This window comes from Okibacterium sp. HSC-33S16 (assembly GCF_024171565.1).
Classification (GTDB): domain Bacteria; phylum Actinomycetota; class Actinomycetes; order Actinomycetales; family Microbacteriaceae; genus Mycetocola_A.
The window spans coordinates 453,508-466,546 of the sequence record NZ_JALJZZ010000002.1 but is presented as its reverse complement, the minus strand read 5'-3'; the positions used below and the strand labels follow the sequence as shown (position 1 = coordinate 466,546).

General features: G+C 65.1%; 12 protein-coding genes. 7 read left to right on the top strand and 5 right to left on the bottom strand.

What is annotated here, in order from left to right; translation table 11 throughout:
* Positions 1–5: 5 nt before the first annotated feature.
* The 3 genes from L1277_RS07375 to L1277_RS07365 all read right to left on the bottom strand — a co-directional run bounded on the left by L1277_RS07375 (position 6) and on the right by L1277_RS07365 (position 3,389).
* Entirely contained in the window at positions 6–1,298 is a 1,293-nt protein-coding gene (locus tag L1277_RS07375) for an extracellular solute-binding protein (protein ID WP_253375706.1), read from the bottom strand.
* An 11-nt stretch (positions 1,299–1,309) separates the two neighbouring features.
* Positions 1,310–2,356 carry a LacI family DNA-binding transcriptional regulator gene (locus L1277_RS07370; RefSeq protein ID WP_253375705.1) on the bottom strand — a complete coding sequence of 349 codons (1,047 nt, stop codon included), beginning with the start codon at positions 2,354–2,356 and terminating at the stop codon, positions 1,310–1,312.
* A gap of 115 nt (positions 2,357–2,471) precedes the next feature.
* On the bottom strand, positions 2,472–3,389 hold the full coding sequence (locus L1277_RS07365; RefSeq protein ID WP_253375704.1) for an AEC family transporter: 918 nt from the start codon (positions 3,387–3,389) through the stop codon (positions 2,472–2,474).
* A 108-nt stretch (positions 3,390–3,497) separates the two neighbouring features.
* Here L1277_RS07365 and L1277_RS07360 point away from each other — a divergent pair, with 108 nt between their 5' ends.
* Positions 3,498–4,316 (top strand): alpha/beta fold hydrolase, encoded by an 819-nt coding sequence (locus L1277_RS07360; protein WP_253375703.1) that lies wholly within the window; start codon positions 3,498–3,500, stop codon positions 4,314–4,316.
* A 21-nt stretch (positions 4,317–4,337) separates the two neighbouring features.
* Here L1277_RS07360 and L1277_RS07355 read toward each other — a convergent pair whose 3' ends face one another.
* On the bottom strand, positions 4,338–5,717 hold the full coding sequence (locus L1277_RS07355) for a deoxyribodipyrimidine photo-lyase (protein WP_253375926.1): 1,380 nt from the start codon (positions 5,715–5,717) through the stop codon (positions 4,338–4,340).
* Positions 5,714–6,709 carry a magnesium and cobalt transport protein CorA gene (locus tag L1277_RS07350; protein WP_253375702.1) on the bottom strand — a complete coding sequence of 332 codons (996 nt, stop codon included), beginning with the start codon at positions 6,707–6,709 and terminating at the stop codon, positions 5,714–5,716. The genes L1277_RS07355 and L1277_RS07350 overlap by 4 nt, the downstream gene beginning before the upstream one ends.
* A gap of 111 nt (positions 6,710–6,820) precedes the next feature.
* Between L1277_RS07350 and L1277_RS07345 the strand changes: the two genes are divergently transcribed.
* The 6 genes from L1277_RS07345 to L1277_RS07320 all read left to right on the top strand — a co-directional run bounded on the left by L1277_RS07345 (position 6,821) and on the right by L1277_RS07320 (position 13,019).
* Complete coding sequence (locus L1277_RS07345) at positions 6,821–7,729, top strand: ABC transporter ATP-binding protein (protein WP_253375701.1); 909 nt, start codon at positions 6,821–6,823, stop codon at positions 7,727–7,729.
* Positions 7,730–7,784: 55 nt separating this feature from the next.
* Positions 7,785–8,828, top strand: coding sequence for an aliphatic sulfonate ABC transporter substrate-binding protein (locus L1277_RS07340; RefSeq protein ID WP_253375700.1), 1,044 nt, complete (start codon positions 7,785–7,787; stop codon positions 8,826–8,828).
* Between the two features lie 69 nt (positions 8,829–8,897).
* Positions 8,898–9,815, top strand: a complete 918-nt coding sequence (locus L1277_RS07335) for an ABC transporter permease (RefSeq protein WP_253375699.1) — start codon at positions 8,898–8,900, stop codon at positions 9,813–9,815.
* Positions 9,816–9,947: 132 nt separating this feature from the next.
* A complete protein-coding gene (locus tag L1277_RS07330) occupies positions 9,948–11,063 on the top strand; it encodes a Glu/Leu/Phe/Val dehydrogenase dimerization domain-containing protein (RefSeq protein WP_253375698.1) in 1,116 nt (371 codons plus the stop codon).
* A 71-nt stretch (positions 11,064–11,134) separates the two neighbouring features.
* The gene (locus L1277_RS07325; RefSeq protein ID WP_253375697.1) at positions 11,135–11,389 is read left to right on the top strand and encodes a hypothetical protein; all 255 of its coding nucleotides are present in this window, start codon (positions 11,135–11,137) and stop codon (positions 11,387–11,389) included.
* Between the two features lie 196 nt (positions 11,390–11,585).
* Positions 11,586–13,019 carry a DUF6421 family protein gene (locus L1277_RS07320; protein WP_253375696.1) on the top strand — a complete coding sequence of 478 codons (1,434 nt, stop codon included), beginning with the start codon at positions 11,586–11,588 and terminating at the stop codon, positions 13,017–13,019.
* The last annotated feature ends 20 nt before the right edge of the window (positions 13,020–13,039 follow it).

Sequence of the window (13,039 nt, the reverse complement as noted above, 5' to 3'; positions counted from 1 at the left end):
GGTGGTTAGTCCTGACCCGCGAGTTTGGTGACTTTGTCGGCTGCACCCTTGAGTGCATCCGCAAGGTCACCCTCTCCGGAGATCACGGCTTTGGTGTACGCATCGCGGAAGTCCTGCAGCATCTCGACCGTGTTGGGTCCGGCCGGAACTTCGATGGTGCGACTGGCCTGGTCACCAAACAGCGTGTATGCCGGGTTCGCTTCGAAGTAGTCAGCGTAGACCTCGGGGAGGTCCTGCCGGATCGGCATCTGGCCGGTCAACTCGAGGAGCTGGCCGTCTTGCTCCTCGCTCGTGGCGAACTTCAGTACCTCCCACGCGGTGGCCTGGTTTTTGCAGGCCGAGTAGAGCCCCACGTTCTTCGCGTCGCTGAAGGTGTACGTTTCATCGGCGGCGATGCCGTCCTTCGTCGGAACGGGAACGGCTCCCCAGTTCTTGTCCTCGCCGTACACCGCGATGGCCCACGGGCCCACGATGGCCATAGCTGCTTTGTCGGTAGCGAACGAATCACCCTGCAGTTGTTCCTTGCCGGCGAGGCCTTCATCGTAGAGCGTCTTCCAGAGCGTGGCGACGTCGAGGCCGTCTTCGCTGTCGAACGTTGCTTTGCCGTCTTCAACGAGTCCGGTGCCCCCGGTCTGGGCCGCGTAGAGCGGCATGAAGTCGAACTGTGACTGGAAGAACTCGCTTGTCGGCGTCGGGTAGATGGCGAACGGCGCGGCCCCCGATTCCACGAGCGTCTTAGAGGTGGCGAGGAAGTCGTCATAGGTGGACAGTTTGGGGGCCTCGGGGTCGAGCCCAGCCGCCGTAAACATGTCCTTGTTGTAGAAGATCATCACGGGGTTCGACTTCCAGGGCATCTGGAAGTACCCGCCGTCCGGCGATTGGTACTGCTCGGCGGCATCGCCGCTGCGTTCCTCGATGTAGGACTTGCCGTCGTCGAACTTCGTGAGGTCGACGAGTCCACCCTGCTTCTGGAACTGACCGACCGCCGACGGCGCCGTGTTGAAGACGAGGCACGGGGCGGTGCCAGCCGTGATGGCCGCGCCGATGACCTCTTCGCTCGACTTTCCGGCCGGGATTTCCTGTCCCTTGATCTGCTCATCGGGATGGTCCTTGTTCCAGGCCTCGACCATGGCCTTACCCCAGGCCACTTCTTGTTCGTTATTGGAGTACCAAATGGTGATGTCGCCCTTCGCCTTAAGGGCGTCGGAACTGCTTGCTCCACCGCCGGAACAGGCGGTCAGGGCGAGGAGTGCAACCGCGGCTGTCGCGGTCGCCGTGGTGAAAGTGCGTCGTTGCACGGTTCTTCTCCTTATCTGTGTGCGACTTCTGCCGCGGGAGGTGGGGGTGGTGCGGTGGAGTCCCTGATCAGAAGTTGGGCCGGTGGGAGCGCCACGGTGGGCGCAGCTCCGGTCGCGATCTGGTCGAGCAGGGTTCGAGCGGCGACGCGGCCCCATTCGACCGGGTCGCTCGTGATGGTGGTGAGGGCGGGAAACACGTATGCCGAGATGTCGGTGCCGTCGAACCCGGTGATCGAGAGGTCTGCGGGCACCCTGAGTCCTCGTTGGTGGGCGACCCCCAGGCCAGCGATGGCCATCGGGTCATTGGCGAATACGATCGCGGTTGGCGGGTGAGGGCCGTCGAGAAGGCGACGCGTGGCATCCGCACCTTGTGAGACCGAAAAATTGGTCTCGATGACGAGCGACGAGTCGAGGCCGGCGTTGGTCATGGCATCGGCGAACGATTCTCGCCGTCGACCGCCGTGGATCATGGCGGGATCCCCGGCGACGTGCCCGATTCGGGTGTGGCCGAGGGAGACGAGGTGTTCGACGGCGGCCTGAATGCCGGAGGTGTCGTCGAGTTCAACGAACGGGAAACAAACGCTCGAGGCCGGGTGCCCGAGAGCGACGGCCGGGAGGTCCAGCTCTTCGATGAGGGCAAACCGTTTGTCGTCTTGGCGAAGATCGGTGAGGAAGACCCCGTCGACCCGCTTGTCAGCCGCGAGCGTTCGGTAGGTACTGAGTTCGGCTTCCTGGTCGGGAACCACACTGAGGACGAGGGCCCTTCCCTCCTCGGAGAGGACGGATTCGATGCCGGCAATGAACGACGGAAAGAACGGGTCCGCGCCGATTACTTCGGCTGCACGACGGATGACGAGGCCGAGGGCGAAGGATGTGCGCGTGGACAGCGAACGCGCGGAAAGGCTCGGACGCCAGCCGAGATCTTTCGCGACGGCCAGGATGCGGTCACGGGTGTCGACTGCGACCCCGGGCTTGTCGTTGAGGGCAAATGACACGAGCCCTTTACTGACACCTGCCGCGCTGGCAACGTCAGAGATGGTGGGCTTGCGAGCGCTCATCGTGCCTCCGCCTTGAGGTGCCGATCGTCCCGGATACCGGGGCCTTAACCGGTTTAGGTGGTTTCACGGTAGACCTCGGCATGACCCCCGTCAAGGGCACATGGTGAAATCGCGCCTAGGTGAGGAGCAGAGAGGCGATCAGCAGGACGACGACCGAACCCACGGTCGTCAGAAGCACGGTGTCGCGGGCCAGGATGACGCCGCGCGAGTAGCGCTGAGCGTAGTTGAAGACATTCTGCGCTGTCGGCAAAGCCGCCAGCACGACGATCGCGAAGAGTTCGTGCCCGGTGATCCCGAACGCCGCCCCGATGAGACCGGCGGCGACGGGCATGATCGCGAGTTTAATCGAGGTGGCGAGGAGGACATCACGCCGCCCTGAGCCGGGCTGGAGGATCTTGGTGCCGGAGAGCGACATGCCGAAGTTGATGAGCATGAGGGGCAGGGCGGCGGTACCAATGAGCTTGAACGGTTCGAAGAGCGGCTCGGGCACCGTGATTCCGGTGACGGAGACGAGAAGGCCCAGCAGCGAGCCGATGATGATGGGGTTACGGAAAGGCTGGGTGAGGATGCGGCCAACGGACGCCGAACCTCCGGTACCGACGTCGAGGAGTGTGAGCGCGACGGGGGCGAAGATCAGCATCTGCAGCAGCACCACCGGCGCCGAATACGTGGCGTCGCCGAGCACATAGACCGACACCGGGATACCGATGTTGTTCGCGTTGACGTAACCCGACGCCAGCGCGCCGATGGTCGCCTCGGGCAGCTTGCGCCGCCAGATGACGACAGCGACGACCAGAAACACTCCGAACGCCGAGAGGGCGGCGAGCAGCGATACCACGAGAAGCGGCGAGAACAGGCGACTGACCTCGGCCTCAGCGAGCACGGTGAAGAGCAGGCAGGGCGAGAGGACGAAGAAGATCGCCCGGGCCATGACCTGCTGGCCGTGCTTGCCGAGCAGATCGATACGTCCCACGAGGTAGCCGACGGCGATGATGATTCCGATCACCACGAACCCTGTGAGCACCCCTGACATTCGTCTATTGTGTCAGCACCGATGGCATCCGCTTGCCGCATGCGAGCGACGCCCGCAGGGGCTTCGACCGCTCTAGCCAGCAGCGAGTGCTCTGGGTAGTGTCGGAGGATGCCTCACCTGGATGTGCCGGGAGCCCGGCTGTACTACGAAACAGATGGCCACGCGGCCGATGAGCCGCTGCTGCTGATTCACGCTGGCATCGCGACGCTGCGGATGTGGGACCCCATTGTGGCGGCGCTGGCCACGAATCACTACGTGATTCGGTATGACACGCGGGGATTCGGCGAGACGACGAGCGGGCCAGAGGCGTTCTCGGATCGGGACGACGCGCGCGCGATCCTTGACCACCTCGGGGTGTTGCGTCCGACGATCATCGGTGCGTCTCGCGGGGGGCGGATCGGGCTCGACATCGCGGTGGAGACGCCCGATCGGGTGGCGGGCATTGCCACGATCGGCTCCGGCCCGAGCGGATTTCCTGAGGTTGAACTGACCGACGCCGAGGACGATCTGTGCACGAAACTCGACGAGGCGTTTGAGGCGAAAGATCACCAGCGCATCGCTGACCTGGAGGTGCGGCTCTGGTCGATTGGTCCGCTCCGTAATGAACAGGACCTCGACGGCGACTTCGTGCGCACCGCGTTCGAACTCAACCGGCTCAATCTGCGGCACCACGACAGTGCGATCGGCGAGTCAATCGACCTCGAGCCACCGGCCTATGACCAGATCGTGGACCTGGAGATCCCGGCGCTCGTCACGGTCGGTGAGTTCGACATCACGCCCGCGCTCATCCAGTTCGAGTACCTGGCCCAGTCGATTCCGAACGCGACGCGGCACGTTTTTCCCGACACGGCGCATCTGCCCAGTGTCGAGCGCCCGCGGGAGTTCCTCGAGGTCCTCAGCCCGTGGCTTTCCGACCACGGGTTATGAGCTGCCTCGCCGGGGACCTGTTCAATTCGGCGCGCGTTTCAGGGCGTCGTAGGCTGCGAGCGCCGCTTTGCGGGTCTCGGCGAGGTCCACGATCGGTTGCGGATAGGCATCCGTTCCCCACTCCGGCACGTTCTGACGGATGTATTCCCCGTGCGGGTCGAACTTCTTCGCCTGCAACTCGGGGTTGAAGACGCGAAAGTACGGCGCGGCGTCGGCTCCCGAGCCGGCCACCCACTGCCAGTTGAACGCATTGGCGGCCGAATCGGCGTCGACGAGGGTGTCCCAGAACCACTGCTCGCCCTCACGCCAGTCGATGAGCAGGTTCTTGGTGAGAAACGACGCAACCACCATGCGGATGCGGTTGTGCATCGTTCCGGTCCGCCAGAGCTCACGCATCCCCGCGTCCACCAAAGGAATGCCGGTTCGACCGTGTTGCCAGGCAGCGAGCGCCTCCTCGTTGAGGGGCGGCCACGGAAACGCGTCGAACGCGGGTCGCCAGTTCCTGGTCGCGAGATCGGGTGACGCGAACAGCACGTGGTAACAAAACTCACGCCACCCCAGCTCGGTGAGAAACCGCGACGCCCCAGCCGCTTCCCGGGCGCTGGCTCCACGCCGCGCCCTGTCAGTCTCGGCCCACACCCAATGCGGACTGATCTCGCCCCAGCGCAGGTGCGGCGAGAGTCCCGACGTCGCGGCCTGCGCGGGCAGATCACGCTCGTCGTCGTACGCGGCCAGTTTGTCACCGAGAAATTCGTGGAGAAGCGCATGAGCGGATGCCTCACCCGGCTGCCACGCCTCCCGCAGCCCGCGCGCCCAGTCGGGGTGCGTCGGCTCGAGCGCCCAATCGTCCAGCTGGTCGCTCGGCACGCTGCCGGTCCACCCCGACAGCGACTCGGGTTCGTCGAGCGGAGCCCGAGGCGGCGGGCTCGCGAGGCACGCCCGCCAGAATGGAGTGAACACCGAGTACGGGGTGCCCGACCCGGTTGTGATGGTCCATGGTTCAAAGAGCAGCGCGGCCGCGAAACTCGCCACCGCACGCCCATCCGCACGCAGGCGAGCCTTGAGTTCAGCGTCTACCGCGCGCTCGGCGGCGCCGTACCGCCGGTTCCAGAAGATCGCATCGGCGCCGACCTCACGGACGAGCCGGGGGATCTCGTCGGCGGCTGCTCCCCGACGTAAAACAAGGTCGACACCGACGTCGGCGAGTGATGCTGACAAGGAGGTGAGGCTTTGGTGCAGCCACCACCGTGCGGCGCCGCCGAGCGGCCGGACGTCGGGTGACTCGATGTCGTAGAGGTAGACCGCAATGAGTGGACGGCCCGACTCGACCGCCGCGCTGAGAGCCGGGTTGTCATCCAGTCGCAGGTCTTCGCGGAACCAGACGATCGCCGGGGCGGTCACAGCCACTTGTTCTTCCGGAAAATCCCGAAGAGCACGCCCGCGCTTCCGACCATGAGGGCAAGCGCGAATGGATACCCCCACACCCAGTCGAGCTCGGGCATGTACCGGAAATTCATGCCGTACACCGAGCCGACGAGAGACGGAGCGAAGAAGATCGCCGCCCAGCTGGAGATGCGTTTCACCTGCTCACTCTGCGCGAAGCTCGCCTCGTTCTGCCGTTGACCGACCAGGGCTGTGTTGACGCTCAGCGCGTTCTGCAGCAGTGCCCGAAAAGCGTCGGCGCGCTCAACCACTCGCAACACGTGGTCGTGCACATCCCGCAGGTACCGCCGGAGTTCCACCGGGACCCCATACTTATCCGCGCCGTCGCCGAGGGACTCGAAGATGCCGACGAGCGGCTGGGTGGCGCGCTGAAACTCGATCACCTCACGGCTGAGGGCGTAGATGCGCTGCGACGACTCCTGCCCACCCGAAAACAGAGCGTCCTCGATCTCGTCGATGTCGTTCTCGAGACCGGCAACCACCGGAGCGTACCCGTCGACGATCTCGTCAATCACCGCGTACAGCACCGCTTCGGGCCCCATGGCCAGGAGCTCTTCATCACCCTCGAGGCGCTTGCGGATGCCCGCAATATTCGGCGTCTCCGCATGCCGAATGGTGATGGCGAAATCCCGCCCGACGACCACGTGCACCTCACCGAACTCGACCCGTTCATCGGCGTCGACGTATCGCGCGGCCTTGAATACTGCAAACAGGGTGTCGCCGTACCGCTCAATCTTCGGTCGCTGGTGCCCGGACAGGGCATCCTCCACCATGAGCGGGTGCAGCCCGAACTCCGCGGCGACCGAGTGCACTTCCTCGTCATCCGGGCGGTACAGGCCGATCCACGCCATGCCGCCCTTTTCCTGCATCAGTTCGTAGGTGGCATCGAGGCTCGGCGGTGTCGCCACCCGGTTGCCTCCGAGGTAGACGGCGTTGTCGACGACAACCATTCGCGTGTTCTCCCTGCCCGCAGTGTTACGGAGTGTTTCGGCGTTGCTGATGGGTAGCGGCGCATCTCAGTACCGTGAAACTACCCGATCTCTCCCTCTGAGGAGCACCTCATGTCATCTTCTCGCCTCACCGCTCGCCCCCCGGGGGCCTTGCGCGGCGCGTCACAGTCGGCATCGGGAACTTCTCCTTCGAGGACGGATGCCGCTTTCGGCGTTTCTCTTGCGGGCGTCGGTCGCGATTTCCCCGGCGAACGCGGAGCCCAGCGTCGCGTGTTGCGTGACATTTCGCTTGAGGTTCGAGCGGGCGAAGTACTCGCCATTCTCGGCACAAGCGGGTGCGGAAAGTCGACCCTCCTGCGCATCGCCGGCGGCCTCGACTCAGCCACCGCCGGAAGCGTTCTCATCGATGGCTCCCCGGTTTCCCGGTTCGACGCCCGTACCGCGGTCGGTTTCCAGGAACCTCGGCTGCTGCCGTGGCGCAGCGTCACCGACAACGTTGCCCTCGGGCTGCCCCGCGGCACACCGAAAGCCGATGGCGCTGCCCGGGTGGCCGAACTCATCGATCTGGTTGGGCTCGGCGCGTTCGCCGGTCACCGTCCCCGCGAGATTTCGGGTGGCATGGCGCAGCGCGCGTCGCTGGCCCGCGCACTCGCCCGCAACCCGGGTGTGCTTCTGCTCGACGAACCGTTCGGTGCGCTCGACGCCCTCACCCGGCTCAAGATGCAGGACCTCCTGCTCGATGTGCACGCGGCGGCGCCAACCACGGTGCTCCTGGTCACCCACGACGTCGACGAGGCACTCCAACTCGCAGACCGCATCATCCTCCTCGGCCGGAAGGACGGCGTCGACGGCTCGTCGATCGCCCAGGAGATCGTCGTTCCCGGCCGACGCCCCCGCGACCGTGGCTCAGCCGAGCTCGCGGAACTGCGCGGGCGGCTCCTCGCCGGCCTCGGCATCGACCGTCACGGAGAGGCTCGTGGCGTCGAAAAAACCACGGCCATGCCGACCTTCCCGTACTAACCGCTGCACTTCTCCGCTCGCACCCGAACAGCACTTCCTGACCAAAGGACCTCTCATGGCTCGCAAACGTTTCTCCCTGGCGGCTCTCGTCGCCGGCGCCGCCACCGCGGCTCTCCTGCTTTCTGGCTGCGTGGCCGGTGAAGGCTCGGCCGCCACCTCGTCGAAAGACGACAGCGGCGCGATCGTCACCGAAGGCGGCACCCTCAACATCGACTTCGCCACGTACAACCCGTTGTCGCTGATCATTAAGGAGAAAGGCTGGCTCGAAGACGCCCTCGCCGAGCAGGACGTCACCGTCAACTGGGTGCAGTCCGCGGGCTCGAACAAGGCCAACGAGGCATTGCGCGCCAACGCCATCGATGTGGGCTCGACCGCCGGCTCCGCCGCCCTCCTGGCCCGGTCGAACGGCTCACCCATCCAGGTCATCGACCTCTACTCCCAACCCGAGTGGTCGGCACTCGTTGTCGGACCGAACTCGACGATCACCGATGTCGCCGAGCTCAAGGGCAAGAAGATCGCCGCGACCAAGGGTACTGACCCGTACTTCTTCCTGCTGCAGAGCCTCGAGGAGGCCGGCCTCACTCCCGAGGACGTCACGATCGAGAACCTCCAGCACGCCGATGGCTGGGCTGCGCTGCAGAACGGATCGGTCGACGCGTGGAGCGGACTTGACCCGATCATGGCCAACGCCGAAGAGGCGGGCGCCAAGCTCATCTACCGCAACGTCGACTTCAACACCTACGGATTCCTCAACGCCACCGAGTCATTCCTCAAGGACAAGCCCGACCTGGCGCAGGCCGTCGTGAACGCATACGAGCACGCCCGCGCCTGGGCCGCTGACAACGAAGAGGAAGCCGCACAGATCCTCGCGAGCGTCGCCGGCCTCGACCTGCCGGTCGCCACCCGCGTGATCACCGAGCGCTCGAACCTCGACGTCGACCCGGTACCCGGCGACGCCCAGATCGACGTGCTCTCCATCGTCGGCCCGATCTTTGTTGAGACCGGTGACGTGACGAGCCAGGACAAAGTCGACGAGGCGCTCGACAGCATCATTAACGACTCGTTCATCACGAAGGCCGACCCCGACGCCATCGGTTAGCCGTCCGGAGGAGAAGAGCGGGGCATCCGCTCTTCTCCTCTTTCTTCTTTTTCGCAGGCAGGAAAGCTCATGACAGACACAGACAAGCTGACGACGAGCAGCGACGTGCGCGCGGCAACGGCTGCTGGTCTTCCTGGGCACCCGGTTGGCGTGCGTGCGCGGTCCGAGGTTGCCCGTCGCACCGAAGCATCCGCTCGTCGTTCTGATTCGGCTCGCGGACGCCGTCCGCTGACGCGTCGCCCCTGGTTTGTGATCGTCGGTGGAGCGGTTCTCCCGCTCATCATCCTGGCCACGTGGCAGGCGGTGACGACGCTCGGTCTGGTGAGCGAGTCACAGCTGCCATCGCCCGCATCAGTCTGGCTCGCTGGCGTTGACCTGCTGCAGCGCGGGCTGCTCGGTCAATACGTCGCTATTTCGACCCAACGCGTGCTCATCGGCTTCGCGATCGGCGCCCTGCTTGGTCTGCTTTTCGGTGCCTTCGTGGGGTTGTCGCGCCTCGCCGACATCCTGGTGGCACCGACGCTCGGCGCTATTCGGGCGGTGCCGTCGCTTGCCTGGATCCCGCTGCTTATTCTCTGGTTGAAGATCGGCGAAGAGTCGAAGATCACCCTCATCGCGATCGGCGCGTTTTTCCCGGTGTACACGACGGTGTCTGCGGCGCTGCGGCACGTCGATCGGCAGCTCGTTGAGGCGGGTCGGGCGTTCGGCTACAACGGAGCCCGACTGTTCACAACCGTGCAGCTGCCCGCTGTTTTGCCGTCCGTGGTCTCCGGGCTGCGCCTCGCGCTCGCGCAGGCGTGGTTGTTCCTCGTTGCGGCCGAACTCATTGCGTCGTCGATGGGACTCGGCTTCCTCCTCATTGACTCGCAGAACAACGGTCGCGTCGACCGGATCCTCCTCGCGATCGTGCTTCTCGCCGTGCTTGGCAAGGTCACCGATTCGCTCGTCGGGCTCTTCGAACGCTGGGTCAATAAGCGCTGGAGCTAGGTCTGGCCGCTGCCCCTTGCCACCGGCGCAGTGGGCTGGTGTGATGGAACTCAGGTGATTCGCTGCGCTACCCGCGCATCGCGTTGCCGCCCCGACTCGGGGCTCCCACATCACCCACAAGGAGATCTGACAATGTCGTCTTTTTCACCCGGTGCGTCCCTGGACGCCCTGCACTCGAGCACTCTCGACCACGAAACGCTCCTGATCACCCGCGGCACCCGGTCGGGGCTGACGATCAGCGTCGCGGTCCACTCCACCCAGCTGGGTCCCGCCCTCGGTGGCGCCCGGGTCTGGCAATACGACTCCTGGCTTGAGGCGGTGGAGGATTCTCTTCGGTTGTCGGCCGGTATGACCCTGAAGAACGCGGCCGCCGGGTTGTCCCGGGGCGGCGGCAAGTCAGTGATCTTCGTCCCACGCGGCGAGGCGCTCGACGCCGAGCGCAAACGCCTCGCCATGCTCGACCTCGGTGACGCGGTGGACAGCCTCGGCGGTTCGTACCAAACCGCGGAGGACGTCGGCACAACCGCGTCCGACATGGCCGTTGTCGGCGAGCGCACCGCACACGTCTCGGGCCTGCCAGCCGATCGTGGTGGAGTCGGTGAACCGAGCGACGCCACGGCGCAGGGCGTGTACTCGAGCATCGTGGCCACCCTGGAGACGGTGACAGGCAGCCCGATCTTGTCCGGTCGACGGGCCACCATTTCCGGACTCGGTCAGGTCGGATCGCGACTCGCTCGACGGCTCTCCGCGGAAGGGGTGACCCTGATCGTCACCGACGTGAATCCTGCTCGCCGTGCATTCGCCGAAGAGATTCACGCGAGCTGGATCGAACCAGGCGACGAGCATCTCTTCGAGACCGATGTGTTCGTGCCGTGCGGGGTCGGCGGGGCACTCACGCGCGAGGTGATCGCACAACTTCGTTGCGCCGCCGTCGTTGGTGCCGCGAACAACCAATTGGCCGATACAGACGGCGCTGAACGACTCGCCGAGCGCGGGATCCTCTGGGCACCCGACTTCATCGTCAACGCGGGCGGGGTGATCTATCTCGACATGGCGTCACAGGCCGGCGCTGACCGCGAGGCCATCCACGCTCGAGTCGACGACATCGGGCGCACTCTCAAGGCAGTGTTCCGCGATGCGGCGACGCGCTCGGTGACGACGTTGGCTGCGGCCGAGAAGCTTGCGGCAGACCGGCTCGAAGCCGCAGTGCCGTGGCCGACGGACGGGCAGCTCCTGCAGTCGGCATAGTCTGCGGTGGGGTCGGGACCGACCCGCTAGCGAGCTCGCATGCATTGCACGATACCGGTAGCGTGCAATGCATGGAACCTTCTTCTGATTCGGTCGCTCCCGCACCCGCGGCCCGTCCGTGGGCCGATATCTGGCTGCTCGTCGGCTCAGTCGCGAGCTTTGTTTTCTTTGTGCTCCCCCTCGTCGCCATCGCGGTTCTCGTCTGGGCGATCGTGCGGGTGAGCCAGAACACCGGGGACCGGGCGCTCCAGAAGGTGGCCCTGTGGCTGTCAGCTGTGTCGGTTGTGTTCTCGCTGGGCTTGTTTATCAGTCACCTCCTCCACTGACGTCGGGGCGAGTTGCCGCGAGCGCCAACCGCCCCCAGCCCACGTGGGTTGAGTGTTCTGCCGGGAGGCTCGGCGCAATTTACCTGCGCTTCCCCGGGGTTCTGCGCAGCCAACGCTCGTGAGAGTCAAAGAAACGCTTGCACTCCCCCGGATACGCTCGATGCACACTGTTTGCATCGACGCCGGGAGGGTTGTTATGTCTGAATTTCACGCACACGTGATCGTTGGCGAGCCCGAGGTCGTCGAAGACCGCCCGGCTACCGGCAGCGACCTGGCCAGCCACCCCGCGTGGCTTCGTCTCAAGAACGCGGCCGTCAGCATCCGCCCGCTGCAAATCAAGGACGGATCCATTCCTGAATCGGATGCCCATGGCGAGGCACGCGAGCACCTTGCAACGATTGTCAGTGCAGTTCGTGAGCTGGCAGCGCTGTTTCCGTGGGATGCCGAGTATCTCGACGCCGTCGTGGTGGACTGTGAGCGTTGGGCGGCCGAGAACTTTGGAGTGCCCGACTTCTATGACTCGCTGATGGCGTTCCAGCCGCAGCAGCACCGCGTCGACGGGCGCTCGCACCTCGTGCTGTTCCCGATGTACACACAGAACGGGTCGACCGACCGGCTCGTTGAGGCTGTGCTGGTCGAGGTCGTTTGGCCCGACTTCGTGGCTGAGCTTGAGGCTGGTGAGTACTCGAACAAACTGTTCGTGCCAATTCGGTTCCTCGACTTCACCCCCGGCTACGACACCAACTCGGCCGTGCTCTTTCCCGAGACCGTGGCGATGCGGGCGATCCCGACGTTCACCTGGGGCGCGATCTTCGCCGACCGTGAGGCCGCTCGGTTCCGCCGGGTTGTGAAGGCTGCCGCCGAAATCACCAAACTCGAACTTCCCGCAGACGCACAGGCGCTGCTCGAGAGCCAGGAGCTCACCGAGGAAACGTTCGTGATGTGGGACCTCATCCACGACCGCACGCACATGCGCGGGGACCTGCCATTTGACCCGTTCATGATCAAACAGCGGATGCCGTTCTTCCTGTACTCCCTCGAGGAACTGCGCTGTGACCTCACGGCGTTCCGCGAGTCGGTGAAACTCGAACGCGCGCTGAGCGCGCAGAGCCCGGCCGAGTTGACCGACGCGGAGACCGAAATCCTCACCCACGCGAAGCTCGTGCAGTACGCGGTGATCTTCGACCGGATCTTTAGGTTCGCTCTCACCGGCAACCGGGTGCGCAACTACGACGGGCTCGGTGGGCAGCTGCTCTTCGCGTGGCTGCACCAGCACCACGTGCTGCACTGGACAGACACCGCGCTCACCATCGACTGGGCCGAGGTGCCCGACGTCGTAGTCTCGCTCGGCAACGCCATCGACGAGCTCTACTGGCGCTCGATCGACCGGCCGAAGGTCGCGCACTGGCTCGCCGCGTACGAGCTCGTCTCAAGCACGGTCGAGCCGCACCCGGCCTCAGCGTGGGCCCGGGGTCTCCCCGACGACGTACTCACCGGAGCACCCAAGGGGTACACCGACCTCGTGATGGATGACGAGTTCCCACTCAGCATGTTCTACGAGGCGCTCTCCAAGAAGATGCGCGACGTGATCGAATCCACGGCGGGCATCACCGGTCGAACCGCCGAGTAACAGGGGGGTTCCCCCGGGTC

Coding starts and splice junctions, on each gene's coding strand:
- L1277_RS07370 (WP_253375705.1), bottom strand. CDS start 2,356: ATGAGCGCTCGCAAGCCCACCATCTCTGACGTTGCCAGCGCGGCAGGT.
- L1277_RS07365 (WP_253375704.1), bottom strand. CDS start 3,389: ATGTCAGGGGTGCTCACAGGGTTCGTGGTGATCGGAATCATCATCGCC.
- L1277_RS07360 (WP_253375703.1), top strand. CDS start 3,498: ATGCCTCACCTGGATGTGCCGGGAGCCCGGCTGTACTACGAAACAGAT.
- L1277_RS07350 (WP_253375702.1), bottom strand. CDS start 6,709: ATGGTTGTCGTCGACAACGCCGTCTACCTCGGAGGCAACCGGGTGGCG.
- L1277_RS07345 (WP_253375701.1), top strand. CDS start 6,821: ATGTCATCTTCTCGCCTCACCGCTCGCCCCCCGGGGGCCTTGCGCGGC.
- L1277_RS07340 (WP_253375700.1), top strand. CDS start 7,785: ATGGCTCGCAAACGTTTCTCCCTGGCGGCTCTCGTCGCCGGCGCCGCC.
- L1277_RS07335 (WP_253375699.1), top strand. CDS start 8,898: ATGACAGACACAGACAAGCTGACGACGAGCAGCGACGTGCGCGCGGCA.
- L1277_RS07330 (WP_253375698.1), top strand. CDS start 9,948: ATGTCGTCTTTTTCACCCGGTGCGTCCCTGGACGCCCTGCACTCGAGC.
- L1277_RS07325 (WP_253375697.1), top strand. CDS start 11,135: ATGGAACCTTCTTCTGATTCGGTCGCTCCCGCACCCGCGGCCCGTCCG.
- L1277_RS07320 (WP_253375696.1), top strand. CDS start 11,586: ATGTCTGAATTTCACGCACACGTGATCGTTGGCGAGCCCGAGGTCGTC.